The sequence below is a fragment of the Lysinibacillus sp. BPa_S21 genome (genome assembly GCF_023337795.1).
GTDB lineage: Bacteria > Bacillota > Bacilli > Bacillales_A > Planococcaceae > Lysinibacillus.
This window is the reverse complement of the sequence record NZ_JALIRS010000004.1, coordinates 235,719-252,758: the sequence shown is the minus strand read 5'-3', so window position 1 is coordinate 252,758 and position 17,040 is coordinate 235,719. Positions and strand designations below refer to the sequence as shown.

At 35.8% G+C, this 17,040-nt stretch carries 11 protein-coding genes; 3 read left to right on the top strand and 8 right to left on the bottom strand.

The window, feature by feature from the left end; translation table 11 throughout:
• Nucleotides 1–4 precede the first annotated feature (4 nt).
• From ald to MOK21_RS09610, 8 genes are all read right to left on the bottom strand, one after another.
• Nucleotides 5–1,150, bottom strand: coding sequence for an alanine dehydrogenase (gene ald / locus MOK21_RS09650; protein WP_249073719.1), 1,146 nt, complete (start codon nucleotides 1,148–1,150; stop codon nucleotides 5–7).
• Between the two features lie 140 nt (nucleotides 1,151–1,290).
• Complete coding sequence (locus MOK21_RS09645; RefSeq protein ID WP_249073718.1) at nucleotides 1,291–2,601, bottom strand: aminotransferase family protein; 1,311 nt, start codon at nucleotides 2,599–2,601, stop codon at nucleotides 1,291–1,293.
• Nucleotides 2,602–2,759: 158 nt separating this feature from the next.
• Nucleotides 2,760–4,013, bottom strand: a complete 1,254-nt coding sequence (locus MOK21_RS09640; RefSeq protein ID WP_249073717.1) for an ArgE/DapE family deacylase — start codon at nucleotides 4,011–4,013, stop codon at nucleotides 2,760–2,762.
• A gap of 72 nt (nucleotides 4,014–4,085) precedes the next feature.
• A complete protein-coding gene (locus MOK21_RS09635; protein ID WP_249073716.1) occupies nucleotides 4,086–5,474 on the bottom strand; it encodes an APC family permease in 1,389 nt (462 codons plus the stop codon).
• A 13-nt stretch (nucleotides 5,475–5,487) separates the two neighbouring features.
• On the bottom strand, nucleotides 5,488–8,541 hold the full coding sequence (locus MOK21_RS23880) for an amino acid permease (RefSeq protein ID WP_308221904.1): 3,054 nt from the start codon (nucleotides 8,539–8,541) through the stop codon (nucleotides 5,488–5,490).
• A gap of 157 nt (nucleotides 8,542–8,698) precedes the next feature.
• Complete coding sequence (locus MOK21_RS09620) at nucleotides 8,699–9,355, bottom strand: GNAT family N-acetyltransferase (protein ID WP_249073715.1); 657 nt, start codon at nucleotides 9,353–9,355, stop codon at nucleotides 8,699–8,701.
• Between the two features lie 566 nt (nucleotides 9,356–9,921).
• Nucleotides 9,922–11,343 (bottom strand): NAD-dependent succinate-semialdehyde dehydrogenase, encoded by a 1,422-nt coding sequence (locus tag MOK21_RS09615; protein ID WP_249073714.1) that lies wholly within the window; start codon nucleotides 11,341–11,343, stop codon nucleotides 9,922–9,924.
• Between the two features lie 60 nt (nucleotides 11,344–11,403).
• Nucleotides 11,404–12,780 (bottom strand): aminotransferase family protein, encoded by a 1,377-nt coding sequence (locus MOK21_RS09610; protein ID WP_249073713.1) that lies wholly within the window; start codon nucleotides 12,778–12,780, stop codon nucleotides 11,404–11,406.
• A 140-nt stretch (nucleotides 12,781–12,920) separates the two neighbouring features.
• Between MOK21_RS09610 and MOK21_RS09605 the strand changes: the two genes are divergently transcribed.
• The 3 genes from MOK21_RS09605 (at nucleotide 12,921) to MOK21_RS09595 (ending at nucleotide 16,922) form a co-directional block, all read left to right on the top strand.
• The gene (locus MOK21_RS09605) at nucleotides 12,921–13,832 is read left to right on the top strand and encodes a LysR family transcriptional regulator (RefSeq protein WP_249073712.1); all 912 of its coding nucleotides are present in this window, start codon (nucleotides 12,921–12,923) and stop codon (nucleotides 13,830–13,832) included.
• Nucleotides 13,833–14,795: 963 nt separating this feature from the next.
• Nucleotides 14,796–15,500, top strand: coding sequence for a response regulator transcription factor (locus MOK21_RS09600; RefSeq protein WP_249073711.1), 705 nt, complete (start codon nucleotides 14,796–14,798; stop codon nucleotides 15,498–15,500).
• A 3-nt stretch (nucleotides 15,501–15,503) separates the two neighbouring features.
• Complete coding sequence (locus MOK21_RS09595; RefSeq protein WP_249073710.1) at nucleotides 15,504–16,922, top strand: sensor histidine kinase; 1,419 nt, start codon at nucleotides 15,504–15,506, stop codon at nucleotides 16,920–16,922.
• Nucleotides 16,923–17,040: the final 118 nt, after the last annotated feature.

Genomic DNA, 17,040 nt, shown 5'->3' with positions numbered 1-17,040 from the left:
TATTCTATTTAACTGCTAACGCCGAAGTTGTTTCTGCTGCTAATTCTACTTGTAGATCCGTATATGGTAATCCATGTGCTTCAGCTACCGCTTTATATACTATTTTTCCATTTACTACGTTTATCCCCTTCGCTAAAACAGGATTATCTAAAGCAGCTTGGCGATAGCCTTTATTAGCTATTTGCAAACCGTATGGAACAGTTACATTTGACAAGCCCATTGTTGAAGTACGCGCGCAAGCACCTGGCATATTCGCAACTGCGTAATGCACAACACCGTATACTTCATAAGTAGGATTACTATGAGTAGTAATTCGATCAATTGTCTCAATAGAACCCCCTTGATCTACCGCTACATCCACTACAACAGAACCCTTTTGCATCGTTTGAATCATTTCTTTTGAAACTAATTGTGGTGCACGTGAACCTGGAATGAGCACAGCACCAATTAACAAATCAGCTGTTTTCACTGCTTCAGCGATATTGTAGGTATTTGATGCAAGTGTACGAACACGTCCTTGGAACATATCATCTATTTGACTTAAGCGTGTAATATTAACGTCTAAAATTGTTACGTTTGCACCTAATCCTACTGCCATTTTCGCAGCATTCGTCCCGACAACTCCAGCACCTATAATCACTACATTTCCAGGTGCAACCCCAGGAATACCACCTAAGAGAACTCCTTTTCCCCCTTTGGAATTTTCTAAAAACTGTGCACCAATTTGTACAGACATTCGGCCTGCAACTTCACTCATTGGCGTTAACAACGGTAAGGCACCTGAATCTAATTGAATTGTTTCATAAGCAATTCCAGTAACTTTACTTTCAAGCAAAGCTTTCGTTAATTCTGGCTCTGGAGCTAAATGTAGGTATGTGTAGAGAATTAAATTCTCTTTAAAATATTTGTACTCCTCCTGAATCGGCTCCTTCACTTTAATCACCATATCAACATCCCAAACTTCCTTAGTCGATTTAGTAATTTGAGCGCCTACATCTAAATAATCTTGGTCTGTAAATCCACTACCTAGCCCTGCACTCGATTCAATTATTACTTCATGACCACCTTTTTTGTAAGCCACAACACCCGCTGGAGTAATTCCTACTCGATTTTCATTATTTTTTATTTCTTTAGGTACACCAATTATCATTATATTTCCTCCTACCTATTTTTTTAGTTTTGATTTATAACTACAAGTTTCACTTCTGTCATTTCCTCAATTGCATACTTCAGCCATTCTCTTCCCATATCACTTTAATTTCCCCTCATTAAATTACCTCACCTTTCGTATTACAACTTATTTACCAATACCTGATTCTCTACTTCTTGAATCGCCTTTTCTAGAATATCTAATAAATCCCTTAACTCCTTTTGGCTTATTGATAATGGTGGTGAAAATACAACAATATCTTGAGCATCTAGTACAACAGAGCGACATATTAATCCCAACTTTGCTGCCTCTGTCACTATTTGCGGAGCCAGGAGTCTTCCTTCATAAGAGATCTCTATACCTGCCATTAAACCTAATCCTCTTACATCAACAATAAATGGATACTTCGCTTGTAATACTTTTAACCCTGCTAATAGCTCTTGACCACGAATTTCTGCATTTGCTACTAAATTATCTTTCTCTATAATTTCAATATTTTTCAGTCCAACTGCACAGGCCATTGGATGACCACTATACGTGTATCCATGCAATATAGTTCCTTCTGATAACTCAGAAAATTCTTGGTGTATTTTCTCTGAGATCATTACACCACCTAATTGTGCATATCCACTAGTAACACCTTTTGCAAAGCACATCATATCCGGTACCACATTAAAATGTTCCATCGCAAAGAACTTACCCGTCCTACCAAATCCTGTGATAACTTCATCAGTTATCATCAAAATACCATACTCATTGCAAATTTCACGAATTTCTTTGAAATAATTTTCCGGTGCAACATGCACCCCACCTGCACCTTGTACTGGCTCGGTGATGAAAGCAGCTATTGTTTCTGGACCTTCAGTTTCAATCAAATCACGTAAAGCCTGAATGGAGAAATGATCTACGAATAGAAAATCTGGTGCATTAGAATTTGTAAAATCACGAAATCCTTTTAAACCCGTCGCACTTGTAGCACCGATTGCCACCCCGTGATAAGATCTCGATCTTGAGATAATTTTTTTTCGAGAAGTTTCCCCTTTTAATATCCAATAATGACGAGCCAATTTATAGGCGCTATCATTGGATTCTGAACCACCGGACGTAAAAAATGTAGTATTTAAATCACCTGGTGCTAATTCTGCTAACTTTTTTGCTAATAGAATAGCAGGCTCATTACTAAACGTTGCAAAACAAGAACTGAAGGCTAATTTATCCATTTGTTCCTTCGCTACTTCACCAAGTTCTGTTCTACCATGTCCGATATTCACATTCCAAAGTGAAGACATACCATCAATAACTTTTTTACCTGTAATATCATACAGATAAACACCTTTTCCTTCTGTAAAAATAAATGCCGGACCGTTTTCTGTCTTTACTGGTGAAGTAGGGTGTAGAAAATGCTTTTGGTCTAACACTTTAAGTTCTTCAACAGAATAATTTCTTTTCATAAAAATACATCCTCTCTTTTAAATGTTTTTAAGCAATAAGCTTGCCAACTACTAAAATGTGATTTACTTACATTTCGGAAATAAATTATTTTAATTTTCAATTAATTTAGAATACAAGAATTGTTTCATCGATTTAATTGATAAGAGAGAAACGTTGATTAACTCTCGCTCCACTTAATAATATAATTTGCCAAAACATTAGTTACTTCTACTACGCTATCTAAATGAACACATTCATCTGGTCCATGCATATTTTCTCCAATTGGCCCAAAGCACAATCCTTGTTTTCCGTAATACTGAGTAAATCGTGCATCATTTCCTCCAGCTCTTCCAACCATTATTATTTTATGTCCCATAACATCTTCTGCATTTTCGATGAATAATTTTACAAAAGGGTTCTCAGGATCTTGGTACCATGGCTCTGTTGACCATCCAAACCACTCTATAACAGGTGGATTTTTATCCATCCACTCATCGCCTAAGACAGAGTTCATAATCGTGTCTTGTACTAGTTGCTTAATTTCTTCGCGAGTTTCCCCTGGGATAAAACCAATTCTTCCTTCGAGGATCGCTTCCCCTGGAACTGTCGATACCCAGTCCCCAGCTTTTAGTACACCTAAATTTAAGTGAACGGACTGTCCAGACCCCTTTTCAAATAAATCAAACTTAACATTTTTAGCACGCCATTCACTTAATTCATCTAGCGCACTAAGGATTTTCATCATTTTTGAAATAGCATTGATGCCTTCATGCGCTAAACCAGCATGCGCTGTTCTTCCCTTTACGTACACTCGAAAATACATAATCCCCCCATGACTTATTGTCATATTCAAATTATGTGGCTCTGTCGAAATGTACCCATCTGTTACGAAGCCTTCCTCCAAACATGCTAAAGCTCCGCCTCCACCACCAGCTTCTTCTTCTATTACTGAATGTAGCTGAACATCTCCAGCAATTGGATAACCTAAATCAATTAATGTTTTCAATGCGAACCAATTTGAAATAAGTCCTGCTTTCATATCGGCAGAGCCTCGACCGTATAACTTGTTTCCAATAATATCTCCACTCCATGGGTCCATCGTCCAGTTTGAATAAGGTTCTGGAGAAACAACATCTACATGCCCATGAATCGTTAATGATTTACCATTGGAGACACCTTTATGTATTCCAATAATATTTTTTCGGTCTTCAAACGGAATACCTGAATCAATAAACGCTTCATGAGCTGAAACCTTCTCATATTTTGGTTCAATCTCATGCAAAATCAAGTTAAGTTCTTCATATTTTTTTTTCATGTATAATTGCATCTCTTGTTCATTACCAACAACGCTTTTTATACGTACGACATCTTGAATTGTTTTAAATAATTCTTCTTTATTTTCTTCTATATAAAGTCGAATTTTTTCTTTCAAAGCAATCACTCCTTTATTTACTTCTTGTGTCATTAAAAAGAGGAAGATTATCGATTCTCATCCTCTATATAGTTAATTCAAGACTTTAATCTTATCTTCATTAAAAATCTCTTTATCTAATGACTCCAAGTCATCAATAGAGTCCATGCTTCCAAGTTCTTTTTTAAAGAATCTTGTTATAAACAGCATGTAAATGGTTCCGATTATAAGCCAAACGATTCCACCTATAAATGCATCAACGTGTAAATGATACCAAAGAACTCCAGTAGCTAATGCTCCTAAAGAGGGCATAATTAAGTACTTAAAGGTTTCACTGCCTGATCTCCTTTTTTCACGAATATAGAAATGAACAATAACAGATAGATTAACGAATGTGAATGCAATTAATGCCCCAAAGTTAATGACTGAAGCAATTAATTCTAAATTTGGTCCTATTGCAAATAATGATACGATTCCCGTCAAAACAATCGTAAAAACAGGCGTTCTAAATTTAGGGTGTAAGTATCCGAAAGTTTTTTTAGGAAGTACACCATTTCTGCCCATAACAAATAGCAAACGAGATGCACTTGCATGAGATGCAAGTCCTGAAGCTACAGTAGCAGCGAAAGCTCCAGCAATGAAAAGTAGTTGGAATAGCTTCCCTCCTACATATAAACCAATTTCCGGCAATGTATCATCTACATTTTCGAACACAGAAACATCCGGGAATAATGCTTGTGTAAAATAAGAAGCAATAAAGAAAATACCCCCACCGATTAAAACAGTTAGTAGGATTGCTCTAGGAACTGTTGATGTATCCTTTGCTTCTTCCGTATACATTGTTATTGCGTCGAAACCGATAAACGAGAAAGCTACTACTGTTGCCCCAGTTAAAACGGCCATTAATTTCACATTTTCATGTGATAGTGGATGAATCGTGAATAATGTACCATTTCCCATACCGTGATAAAGTTGTACAGAAGCAAGTATTATGAAGATACTTATTAAACAAATCGTGAAAACAACGAGTATAAAGTTTAAGCTGGATGTTGATTCCATACTATAAGCATTAATTGCAGTAACTACAATGACATAAGCAAAAACCCAAATCCAAACAGGTACATTCGGAAACAGAGATTCCATATATATTCGAATAATTAATGCATTAACTAAAGGTAATAATAAATAATCTAATAACGATGCCCAACCTACGAGGAATCCTAGGTGAGACCCCATTGTTTCCCGGGTGTATGTATATGCTGAACCAGCAGCCGGGAATACCTGTACCATCTTTCCATAACTAATCGCTGTCAATACCATTACTAACAAGGCGACAAAATACGCCATTGGTACTACACCATTTGTTAATTTTGATACAATTCCAAACGTATCAAAGATCACTGTAGGCGTCATATATCCTAATCCCAGTGCAACAATTGACCAAACACCTAATGACCTTTTGAGCGTAGTGTTATCTGTCATTCATCCATCCCCTTTACATATTTTTAGCTGTTTCATTAAACTGCGACGAATCAATCTGATCTGGATTGAGCACTGGTGGTTTATGCTTAAGACCTTTTGTCATAAATAATAAATAAATAACACCAATTCCTAACCAAACACTACCAAGAGCAATCGAATAAACGTCTAGGTTGAAAAGCAAACAAGTTGTAAGTACTGCTCCGATTAATGGAAAAATCAAATAGAAGATAATCCCCTTTAAGGAGCGTTCTTTTCGCTTACCGAAATATAAAAAAACAACAGATAGATTCACAGCAGTAAATGCAAGTAGGGCGCCAAAATTAATGAAAGACGCGACAATGGTTAGACTTAAAAACAATGCAGATAATGATAAAAGACCAATTAATAAAATATTGTTAACCGGGGTTCTCGTTCTTTTATTTATTTTCCCAAAAAATTTTTTAGGTAATTGTCCATCTCTTCCCATTGCGTATAATACACGTGCAGCACTTGCTTGAGATGCGGACGCGGAACCAAATACAACCACTGCAGTTTTTGCTAGGAATGCTGCTTGTAAGGCATTCCCGCCTACTAGGAAAACAATTTCATAGGAAGCAGAATCAGCATCTTTAAAACTCGTATAATCTGGCCAAACATTATGTGCAAAATAAGATACGATTACAAAACATAATCCACCAATTATTGTTACTAAAGATATTGCACGTGGTATGTTTTTCTCCGGATTTTTTACTTCTTCTGAAAAAGTAGAAACTGCATCAAAACCGAGGAAAGAGAAACATAGTAGTGCAGCACCAGCAACTATATACTTAAATGACTCCTCGGTATTAATAAAGGGATCAAGGTTAAATAAAATGCCAGTCCCGGTTCCAGTTACTATTGATTTAACTGATAAAATGCAAAAGACAGCTATAAATAATACCGATAAGCCTATTACTATCATGTTGATATTTGCGCTTAACTTTACACCTTTAACATTTACAAATGTCACAAGAACTATTAATGTAAGTATCCAAACATATTGTGGAACTTCAGGTATAGCAGCTGAGAAGAAAATACCAAATAGTAAAAAGTTAACCATTGGGATCAAGAGATAGTCCATTAAAATTGCCCATCCCACTAAGAAACCAACATGAGAATTAATAGCTTTTTGCGCATAGGTATAGGCAGATCCCGCAATGGGGTACGCTTTTGCCATTTGACCATAACTATGAGCCGTAAACATCATCACAATTAATGCAAGTACATACGATCCAGCGACCATACCATGAGATATTTTAGAGGCTATACCGTATGTGCTAAACACTGTAGTTAAAGCCATAAAGGCCATCCCAGTAACAACAACAGACGTTAAAGAAAGTGATCTAGACAAATTAACTGGATGTTTTATTTTTCTCACTCCTCGAATAGTAATAAAAAATTCTCGGTAAAATGAACAATTAACTAAAATAGTAGGATGGTAGACTGATTCACGATAAACAACTTCGCCATCCATAATTGTTAACAAAACTTTCGTTTGCAAAATTTCTTTATTTTCTACTTCAAAGAGGTTTTTATCTAATACAATAATATCTGCTAATTTTCCAACTTCTAATGTACCCAAATCTTTTTCTCTGAATGTGCTGTATGCTGAACCTTTTGTATACGCTTTCAACGCTTCTGCGAGTGTTATCTGCTCTTGACTATTCCACTCATAATCACCAGTAAAGTCTAATCTCGTAATCGCATGGAAAATTTCTTTAAAAGGATCTAATGTTGTTATTGGATAGTCTGTACCAAAAGCAATATAGTCGACTGCGTCGTATAACGTTTTACATAAATACGTATAAGGGTCTTTTTCTTTACCGACACGCAATGTATGACTTTCTTTTGGCATCAATGCTAGATGAGAAGGCTGTACAGATGGAACAACCCCCAATTCTTTAAATCTCTTAATATCTGTCGGATGAATCACTTCAATATGCTCTAGCGCATGTCGTGAATCTCTCACACCATTATCCATCCTTGCTGCTTCAAATATATCTAGAGCAAGCCTAACTGCGCCATCACCAATTGTATGGAAGCGAATTTGAAATCCTTCTTTGTCCGCTTTTGTCACCCAGTTTTTGATCGTTTCTACAGGAAAAGCAGTACTCCCACGTGTTATAGGTTTGTCTAAGTAAGGATCTAACATGTATGCGGTATGTCCAGTTACAACGCCATCAATAAACTGCTTAAGTCCTGCAAGCTGTAATTTTTCGGAATTGTACTTTTCACGCAAGCTTATCGCTCTATCTATATCATCATTTAACTCAGGGTAAAGATGAATTCGAGTCGTAAGTTTTCCAGCTTCATCATATGCCTTATACATATCGAAACTATTTAACTTATCAAAACTACTTGCAAACAAATCATTTACTGATGTAATGCCTAATTGAGCTGATTTTTTTAAGAACTCTTCAAACAATTCTTCTTTCCGTTTATCCGGAAATGCAAGAGCAATATCCACAACTAAATTCATTGCTGTTTCAAGAAGAATTCCTGTCATTTCATTATTTTCATCTTTTTGGATCGTACCATTAGGAGGGTCTTCAGTTTCATTTGTAACCCTAGCATTTTCAAGTGCTAAACTATTAACCCACGCATAATGACCTTCTGCGTGGAAAAGAATAATTGGGCGGTTAGGAATTACTTTGTCTAAAGAAAAACGTGTCGGCAAGCATTTCTCTTCCCAATTTGTATGATCCCATCCATAGCCTATAATCCATTCATCAGCATGCACTTTTTCCGAGAATTGCTTTACTAAACTAGCAACTTCTTCTTCCGAATGAGCATCCGATAAATTGATACTTGCATGCGAGAAAAGACTACCAAACATCAGATGAAGGTGCGCATCATGAAATCCTGGCATAATGAGTTGGTTGCCATAATGATATTCCTTCGTGTCTATACCTATAAATGGTTTTATTTCCTCCATCGAACCTACCGCAATAATTTTGTTACCTTTAATCGCAATAGCAGCTGGCTTTGCTTCATTTTCTAAACCTGTAAATACTGCTTCACTCGAAATAACTTTATCAGCGATAACCATTGATAACTCCTCTCTTTACCTAAGATTTACCTCTAATGGAACACTTATAACAATAAATTGAAAGCGCTTACACAACTAAGGAAGTTAAATAATCGCAATAAACAATGGGCATCCTCTGTTCGCCTATTAAAATAGGCGAACATAATGGACAAAAGACTCATACTAATTTAAGCTTGTAAACTGGATTTTTCCATTCCAAAAGTGTTGCATATTCTAATGACTCAACATCCCCAGGTAAATAGCCTGGCATTACTTTATTTAATACGTATCCGTTTTTCATTTGGAATGTTAATACAGGATCATATATTTTCCCTTTCATTACCTCTAGTGCATACTCATCTGCACTCATCTGCTCAGCATATTTATAGTAAAAAGGTATACGACCACCTACTAAGATACTTTCTAAGTTAAGTTTCTCACATATTCTTTTTCTGCCATCATACAAATGACGTCCCAATTGTAACCCTCTAAAATCTTCATGTACTCCAATTTCAATACCATATAGGTTTCTACCCTTAGGGTTATGATTTCGAATAAATCCTAAATCACAGATTTGAAAATATGAGTGACTATCTCCGTAATCTTCAAAATTTACAATTAGACTTAAAGCGGTTCCTACAATTTTACCGTTATATTCTAGACAAATTTGACCTTCTGGAAACAACTCAATCTGACTTTCAAAATGCTCATATTTTAATGCCATATCAGGTCCAAAACACTTCATAGAAAGTGCGGCAACTTCAGCAAGATCCTCTTTTAAAATATTGCGGACAACTATTTCTTGTCCATTATTTTTTAAATGTACTTGAGACATAATAAATCCTCCCTCTTATTTTATTGAAATTAAATTAAAGTTTTAGGTGTATTGATTAACTAATTTTATCTAATTCTAATGAAAGAAAAGGTTGATTTTCGCTACGGCTACTCGCTTTCCTGCGGGCGGGAGTCGAGTAGCCCTTCGCTACAATCTATAAAATCGGCATTATTTATATGGTAAATTTTATTAGGAAGCTGAGGAATAAGGGTGAAATTATTCAATAAACTCCTAATCAACACGCCTGTTAAAGTTCATTACTTTATTAATTGTGTAGATTTAATCCACATCCTTTATAAACTAAGCATGGGGAAAGTAATCTTTGGGAAAATGCAGAAAAGTCTACCACAATATGCACTTGATTTAATGTAAATCTTATGCCATGTAAGCACATGGGACGAAAGGCGGCGACTCCTTGGGGATTAGCGAACAACTTGAGACCCCGCAAGAGCGTTAGCGACGAGGAGACTCAAGGTTCGCCCCCAGGAAAGCGTCCGCCTGTAGTGGAATGTGCTGTCAAGTACAGACTTTGATATAGAGCCCCTAGATTAGTAACAATTTTTTAATTACTTTAAAAAGATCGATACAAACTTCTTCTCCAAGTACTCCTCAAGTCCGTACCAACCGCCTTCTTTCCCCATTCCACTTTCCTTCATACCACCAAACGGAGCTTGTACAACCACTGGGGCTGGATCATTAATACCAACAATTCCGAACTCTAAAGCACGCATCATTCGTAAGCCTCGACCAATGTCTCGCGTATAACAATAAGCTGCAAGACCATATTCAGGATGGTTTGCTCTTTCAACTACCTCTTCTTCCGTCTTAAATGTATAAATTGGTGCAACTGGTCCAAATGTTTCTTCTGTTGTAATCTTCATATTATCGCTTGCATATTGAATAACTGTGGGCTCAAAGAAGTAACCGCTTCCATTATTTAATGTAAATACATTACCACCCGCAATTACTTTACCATCATGTTTCACAGCGTCTTCTACTTGACTTTTCACTTTTTCAAGAGCCGCTTTATTAATTACTGGACCGACATTTACGCCATCTTCCAATCCATTTCCTACAACTAATTTAGATACCTTTTCAGCTAACTTTCCTGAGAATTCATCAGCTACAGTTTCCGCTACGTAAATCCGGTTGGTGCTGATGCAAGTTTGACCTGAGTTAATAAACTTAGACACTAAGATACCATTAACTGCTGCGTCGATATCAGCATCCTCAAACACAATATACGGTGCGTGTCCACCAAGCTCCATTGATATTTTCTTCACTGTATCAGACGAATCACGGATTAGCTTTTTCCCCACACGCGTCGAGCCAGTAAATGTGATTTTACGAACGTCTGGGTTACTCGTCATCTCGTTTCCAATTTCTTCAGCTGGACCAATTACCAGGTTTGCAACTCCAGCAGGTAGTCCAACTTCATGAAAGCATTCAAATACTTTTATCGCCGAAAGAGGCGTTAAGTCAGCCGGTTTTAAAACAATCGTACAACCTGCAGCAAGTGCAGGTGCAATTTTTCTTGTAATCATCGATAACGGGAAATTCCATGGTGTTATAGCTGCACATACTCCAACAGGTTCACGAATTACCATTAAGTGTTTATTAGCTGCAGATGCAGGAATTGTTTCCCCATAAATTCTCTTAGCTTCCTCCGCATACCATTCCAGATAGCCGATCGCACCTGCTACTTCACGAGTAGCATCTGGTAAAGGCTTACCATTTTCAAGTGTAATTGTTTCAGCTAATTCTTTTGTTTTTTCTTTCATCAATTGAACCACTTGAAACAGGTAGTTGCTGCGCTCATTTCCAGTTGTCTTACCCCAGAATTCAAATGCCCTCTTCGCACTTTCAATTGCTTCTTTAGTTTCAGTTTTACCACCTGTAGCAACAGTTCTAATTATTTCTCCTGTCGCAGGATTTGTTACATCTAATTTATTTCCTGTATCTCGCCATTCACCATTTATATAAAGCACTAGAGAACCTCCCTTTTTTAACTATAACCACCACTACTCAACTTACTTTATAGGAATAGTTTAGTTGCGTGTATTTTTAAAAGCAGTAATCGAATCGTCTATAATTTGAATCATTTTTTCAATTTCTTCTTTGTTAATAATAAGAGGTGGTGCAATTGCTACAATTTGGTTATTGGCTCCAAGCGCTCTTAATATTAATTGGCGTTCGAAACATGCGTCAACTACCGCATTTGCTGGGAAAACAGTTGGATCAAACAATTTTCCACTTGTTGGATCTTCGTAAAGTTCAAATGCAGCCAACAGACCAATAGCTCTGCAATTTGTTACAATACTATGTTTTTCAGCTAAGTAGTCTAAGCCTTTTTTAAGTTCTTTTTCCATGTCGTCTACGTGGTCAATAATATTATCACGCTCTAGTATTTCAATATTTTTCAGTCCAATCGCACAAGCAGTCGGATGGCCACTATATGTGAAACCATGTGGGATAACAGCATCAAAGTTTGCAATTGTTTCTCTAATTTCATCATTAATCATGACCCCGCCAAGTTGCGAATAACCGCTCGTAATTCCTTTTGCAATTGACATCATATCAGGGACAACATTCCAGTTGTTTACACCAAACATTTTCCCCGTACGACCGAATCCACAAATAACTTCATCTGCCATGAAAAGGATATTGTGCTCGTCACAGATGTTACGAACTGCTTCTAAGTAACCTTCTGGTGGAATATTAACTCCACCCGCACCTTGCACAGGTTCAATAATAATTCCGGCAATCGTCTCCGCACCTTCTCTTTCAATTGTTCCAAGAATTGAATCTGCAAAGTTTGGATCATTCTTATCACCTAACTCACAGTTTAGTAGGTGGGCTGTTGCACGAATAACTCCGTCTATATTTGATGATGCGAACTTGTGGTATGCTGCAAGACCAGTAGCTGTTTGCGCTCCTATTGTTACACCATGGTAAGCATTCGTTAGCGCAATAATCTTTCTTTTTTCTGATTTCCCTTTAAGCTCCCAGTAGAAACGAGCTAATTTAATCGCTGTGTCATTTGATTCTGACCCACCAGAAGTGTAGAATACACTATTTAAATCTCCTGGTGCTAACTCAGCTAATTTTTCAGCAAGTAGAATGGATGGTTCATTTGAGAATCCTTTAAATGATGATGCATACGCGAGAGTAGATAATTGACTATTACCAGCATCTGCAAGTTCTTGATTCCCATGTCCTAAGTTCACGTTCCAAAGCATTGACATTCCGTCGATGTATTCCACATCATCCGTACTTGTAACTGTAACGCCTTTACCTTTAACAAAGATAATAGGCGGTCCATTGTCAATTAAAGCCTTCGGATTTGTAGCTGGATGTAGCAAGTGCTTTTTGTCCAGTTTAGCTAACTCTACAGTTTTTGATTGTTGAGTAATTTTAGTTGTCATTGATAAAACCTCCATTAAATCCAATTTTTGAACTATTCTTAATTATGAAAATAGTATATCTTTACATTTTTATAATGTAAATTATAATATTTATATGACTTCCATATATTTTATGAATACTAAAAGGAGGAGTTATCAAAATGAACCTTCATCGTTTACATTGTTTTATTACAGTAGTTGAGGAAGGAAGCATTACAAAAGCTGCTACTGCACTGCAAATGACTCAACCCCCCTTAAGTATTTTAATTAGAAAATTTGAACAAGAATTAAATGTCACTTTGTTTAATCGTTTAGGTAGGTCTCTTGAATTAACACCAAGTGGAGTATTTTTATATGAAAAAGGAAAAGAATTACTTGATTTATCTGAGAATACGGAGAAGAAATTAGTCGAGTTTCATGAAGGAATTAGAGGTACTGTGAAATTGGGTTGTACTACTTCAGCAAATCTATTTATTTTGCCAAATGTCTTAAAAAAAATTCAAACGGAAACTCCTAACATAGTTACACATGTTCGCGAGGGTAATACATCATATATTTTAGAAGAACTAAGAAGTCATAAAATAGATATTGGAATTGTCCGAACTTCAGTGAGAGCGGAGGACATCCATACTTCAACACTATTAACAGAACCTTTACTTTTAGCTCTTCCACCTAACCATCATCTATGTGAAAAAGATTCTATTGATATTGCAGACTTGAAAAACGAACGATTTCTTTTAAATACAACATCTTATGGATCAGGTGTTGCTGATGATGTGATCGAGGCATGCCAAAAAAGTGGATTTATGCCTAATGTCGTATACTGGGGGACAGAAACATTACCAACACTTATGATGGTAATGAAAGGCGCAGGAATTTGTTTTGTACCTAGTTGTTTCAAGCTACTTAATTCTCCTGATTTACCAGTACTTAGACCACTAGCAAATCCAGTGTTACAAACAAAACTTAATATAATTACACTTAAGGATCGTTACATGACATCAATTTCCAAACGATTTCTTGCGATTACCGAAGAGGTTGCAGAGAAAATGACAAGCATTTTCAATGATTAATGTGATTGAAATAATGGCGTTCAAATTGAAATATTCGGTAGATAATGCGTAATAAGTCAAAATTACCACCTACTAAAGTAGGTGGATTTTGTCATGAATGTCAATGACTCAAGTCTTTTTTATCTAAGGCTGAAGCCCTTCTCAAAGCTCTTGTGCTCAAGCATACTGAACATGGACTAAACTCATTGTTCAATACATAAAACATCATTCTCATCATCATTATCAATAACTCACTATGTTTAAATCAGTAAAAGAATTGTCATTAAAAATAGCAGAAACAGAGGTGTTAGGATATTCAACTAACATAAAATCCCCCACTTCAATTTTGAATGAAATAATCACCATTAAATCCCGATAACTCTATAATATAAAGTAGTTATCTTCTTTTGGTCAGTTTGTACTTTAGTAATATCTTTATCGACTTTCTTTTCTGTAGCAGGCTTATTTTATCAGATATAGTCTTTTTGTTGATTTCCCGCCCACCGTTCACCGATCCTCTTTTTGAAACAACTTCCTCTTCAAATATATTTGTATACATTCTTGATTTCCGTGATCATCCCCATTATGTTAGGTCCCAGTTCAAGTTCAAGTACTTTATATTAATTAAAATACCCAATGTATACAACAAACGGTACAATATATTCACATTATTCACCAATACAATTCCCTCATTTGTTTATATTTACAATATAATAGAAATCATACTAGTGATGAGAAATAACAAGGAGGCATTTATATGAAAGCACCATTCGCAATCCAAGGTACCTTACCTATTCTAGTAGCCTAATCCTAAATTAATTGGCGAACACTGTATTCTAATTGGAGTATGCCTACTATAGAATCTGCAACAATGGGTGGCAAAGTCTTTTGGGACACATTAGAATTTTATGAAGGTTCTCATTTACAAAAAAACAAAGTACCAAGCCATTGTAGGCTTTTAAATAATTAAAAGAGGTGATTAAAATGCCTTTTAGGAATATTTTAATTGTTGATGATCATATAGAAATTATTCAATTGATGACTGATTTTCTAGAGTTGGAAAATTACATAGTTTATAGTGCTCAAAATGCTGAAGAGGCAGAAACACTGTTACGTCAGATGACAATAGATTGTATTATTTTAGACGTTATGCTGCCTGGGATTGATGGCTTTACACTCTGCAAGAGAATCCGAAAAGAATCCGAAGTTCCTATTTTATTTTTAAGTGCCAATCACCAAACCGATACGGATAAAATAAGAGGTCTTATGCTAGGAGCTGATGATTATATTGTCAAAACGGCAAGTCCAAGTGAAATTGTTGCAAGGGTCAAGGCAGTTGAAAGAAGAATAGCTATACATTCTCGGAAAGCTATAGATGTGCAGAGGGTTTTATCTATTGATCAACTTGAATTAAATCTAGACACAAGGTCAGTGAAAGTAGCCAATCAAGAAGTAGAGCTAACGACAATCGAGTTTGATTTATTATATTTTTTTATGGAAAATGAAGGAATCGTGCTAACGTATGAGCAAATTATAGATAGAATATGGAATGATGATGTAACTGGATTTCATAGTGTGCGAGTCCATGTTGCAAAATTAAGAGAGAAGCTAGCCCCTTTTGATACAGTTCCCGAGATAAAAACAATTAGATCTGTTGGTTACCAGTTGCATAAAGGAATGAGAGGATAAAAGATGCCAAAGATTAGTTTTAAGGCGTTTATTGCGTTGAGCCTAATCGTTATTGTTTTCACGCCAATCCTTTTAGCGAAAACAGTTACACGCCTAACGGATGTGTATTCGTCCAAAGAAAATCAAATATTCGATTTGGATTTGTGGGTGCAGGACAATATAGTGAATACATATAAGACACAGTTCGATAAGGAAGAATGGAAAAGTCAATTAATAAAGAAAGCCGAAGAAGATAATATTGATCTGCTAATTATTTTTGCAGATGATGGGTTGCTCTACACTGAAGGAATGCAGGAACCTAAAAATACTCTACCTCTTAAAGGTGATCAAGCCCTTTCAGAAAATCTCGATGAAAAATCTAATTTATATCTAGTTCAATCTAATTTATATCCAGTTCATTATAATGTTTATTCAGCTGATGATTCGTTTATTGCAACGGTATATATTAGCTTTCCTCCGATACCTGCAGAAGAACAACTTAAAAGTACGAACTATGACTTTGTCTTTTACATTGGTGCATTTTCTCTGGTCTCGATACTCTATATAGTGTTTCTGCAAGTAAATTTAATGAAGCCATTGCGTGCTATTAATAAATCTTCACAGCTTATATCGAATGGAACATATAGCATAGATTTGCCAGGTTCCAACATTAAAGAAATGAACTATGCGACTCAAGCCTTTATTGAAATGGCTAAAAATCTCAAATTATCGAAAGAGAATAACGAAAGATTAGAAGATGAAAGAAAACTCTTTGTGTCTTCCATTGTTCATGATTTAAGGACACCTATTTTTTCATTGAGAGGTTATTTGGAAGGATTAATAAAGGGACTTTTTAAAAATGAACAAAAGAAAACGCAATATTTAGAGATGAGCATGAAACAAGCAAATCATCTGAATGAATTGGTCACGTCTTTGGCAAATTATTCAAATATTGAAGGACAAATTAAACTCGAAGAAATAACAGTATTTCAAGTTAATGATCTGGTACACGATTTAAAGCAGATGTTGTATATTAACCTTTCAGAGAAAAAACTTACGCTAGAAGTAAATAATCGAACGAGTCACCCCATTGCTGGTGATTATATGTTGCTAAAAAGAGCATTTGAAAACGTGCTTATCAATGGTATTCGCCATAGTCCAACAACAGAGAAAATAGAAGTATTCATTAGAGAAAGGGATAGTTTTATAGAAACGATTATTTTAGATAATGGAAAAGGGTTTGCTGAAAAGGATCTTGAACACATATTTAAACCTTTATATAAAGGAGAAGAAGAAAAGTTTAGCGGAGGCCAAAGTATGGGCTTAGGTCTAACTATTGCGCAAGTTATTATTCAGAAGCATCATGGAACAATCCAAGCTGCAAATGATGAGGATAAAGGGGCAAAGATTGTTATAAAAATACCTAAAAATATTATCGAATAAAATAATCAGAAAACATAAAAACGAAGGAAGCTATCTCCTTCGTTTTTTAGTATGGATTGTTATAATTTTCAAGGTTATAACCGTTTTATAAAATGATGATATTTCTTGATAAAACCTT

Bases quoted from the DNA above. Each gene is read 5' to 3' on its own strand.
- ald (WP_249073719.1), bottom strand. From the start codon at position 1,150: ATGATAATTGGTGTACCTAAAGAAATAAAAAATAATGAAAATCGAGTA.
- MOK21_RS09645 (WP_249073718.1), bottom strand. From the start codon at position 2,601: ATGAAAAGAAATTATTCTGTTGAAGAACTTAAAGTGTTAGACCAAAAG.
- MOK21_RS09635 (WP_249073716.1), bottom strand. From the start codon at position 5,474: ATGACAGATAACACTACGCTCAAAAGGTCATTAGGTGTTTGGTCAATT.
- MOK21_RS23880 (WP_308221904.1), bottom strand. From the start codon at position 8,541: ATGGTTATCGCTGATAAAGTTATTTCGAGTGAAGCAGTATTTACAGGT.
- MOK21_RS09620 (WP_249073715.1), bottom strand. From the start codon at position 9,355: ATGTCTCAAGTACATTTAAAAAATAATGGACAAGAAATAGTTGTCCGC.
- MOK21_RS09610 (WP_249073713.1), bottom strand. From the start codon at position 12,780: ATGACAACTAAAATTACTCAACAATCAAAAACTGTAGAGTTAGCTAAA.
- MOK21_RS09605 (WP_249073712.1), top strand. From the start codon at position 12,921: ATGAACCTTCATCGTTTACATTGTTTTATTACAGTAGTTGAGGAAGGA.
- MOK21_RS09600 (WP_249073711.1), top strand. From the start codon at position 14,796: ATGCCTTTTAGGAATATTTTAATTGTTGATGATCATATAGAAATTATT.
- MOK21_RS09595 (WP_249073710.1), top strand. From the start codon at position 15,504: ATGCCAAAGATTAGTTTTAAGGCGTTTATTGCGTTGAGCCTAATCGTT.